We start from the raw sequence: 548 nt of genomic DNA on the forward strand, positions 1-548 counted from the left end.
GAGCTTGTCGAGGAACCACAGGCTCTCCTGTTGCCACGACAGCGGGATCGGTCTGGAACGATCCACAGGTGTCAAGGGAACCGGGGCCGATCGGGCGCAGCCTTCGAGTGCTGTGGCCAATTTCCGGACAGTCGGGGTCTCGAACACCTGCCGTAGCGACACCTCATGCCCACTCTTTTCCTGAAGCCGCCCGGTGAGCCGGGCCACCTGAAGCGAATTGCCGCCTTCCTCAAAAAAATCCGTGTCCCGGTCCACCCGCTCCCGCTCCAAAACCTCGGCGAAGCACCCAGCCACCAGTTCTTCCAGCGCACCTTGCGGTGCCTCACCAAGTGTCTTCCGGGACGCCCCGGTAACACGCAGCACGGCAGCTTCGTCGAGAGCTCCGGCATCGGCAATAGCGATCGCCAGACACGCCGCCAGATCCGGGAATGCGCTCACAAGTCTGTGACGCACCCGGGCAGTCAACAGATTGCCTCGGGCTTGCAATGGCGTGCTTTCCACCTGCTTGCGGGCGAGCTGGTCCAGATCGATCAGATAGGTGAGATGTG

At 62.4% G+C, this 548-nt stretch carries 1 protein-coding gene; it reads right to left on the reverse strand.

Going from position 1 to position 548, the window contains the following annotated elements:
- The coding region (locus E1297_RS00825) for a phosphopantetheine-binding protein (RefSeq protein ID WP_155132701.1) at window positions 1-548 on the reverse strand (548 nt) is incomplete at both ends.

The organism is Roseibium sp. RKSG952 (assembly GCF_009711355.1).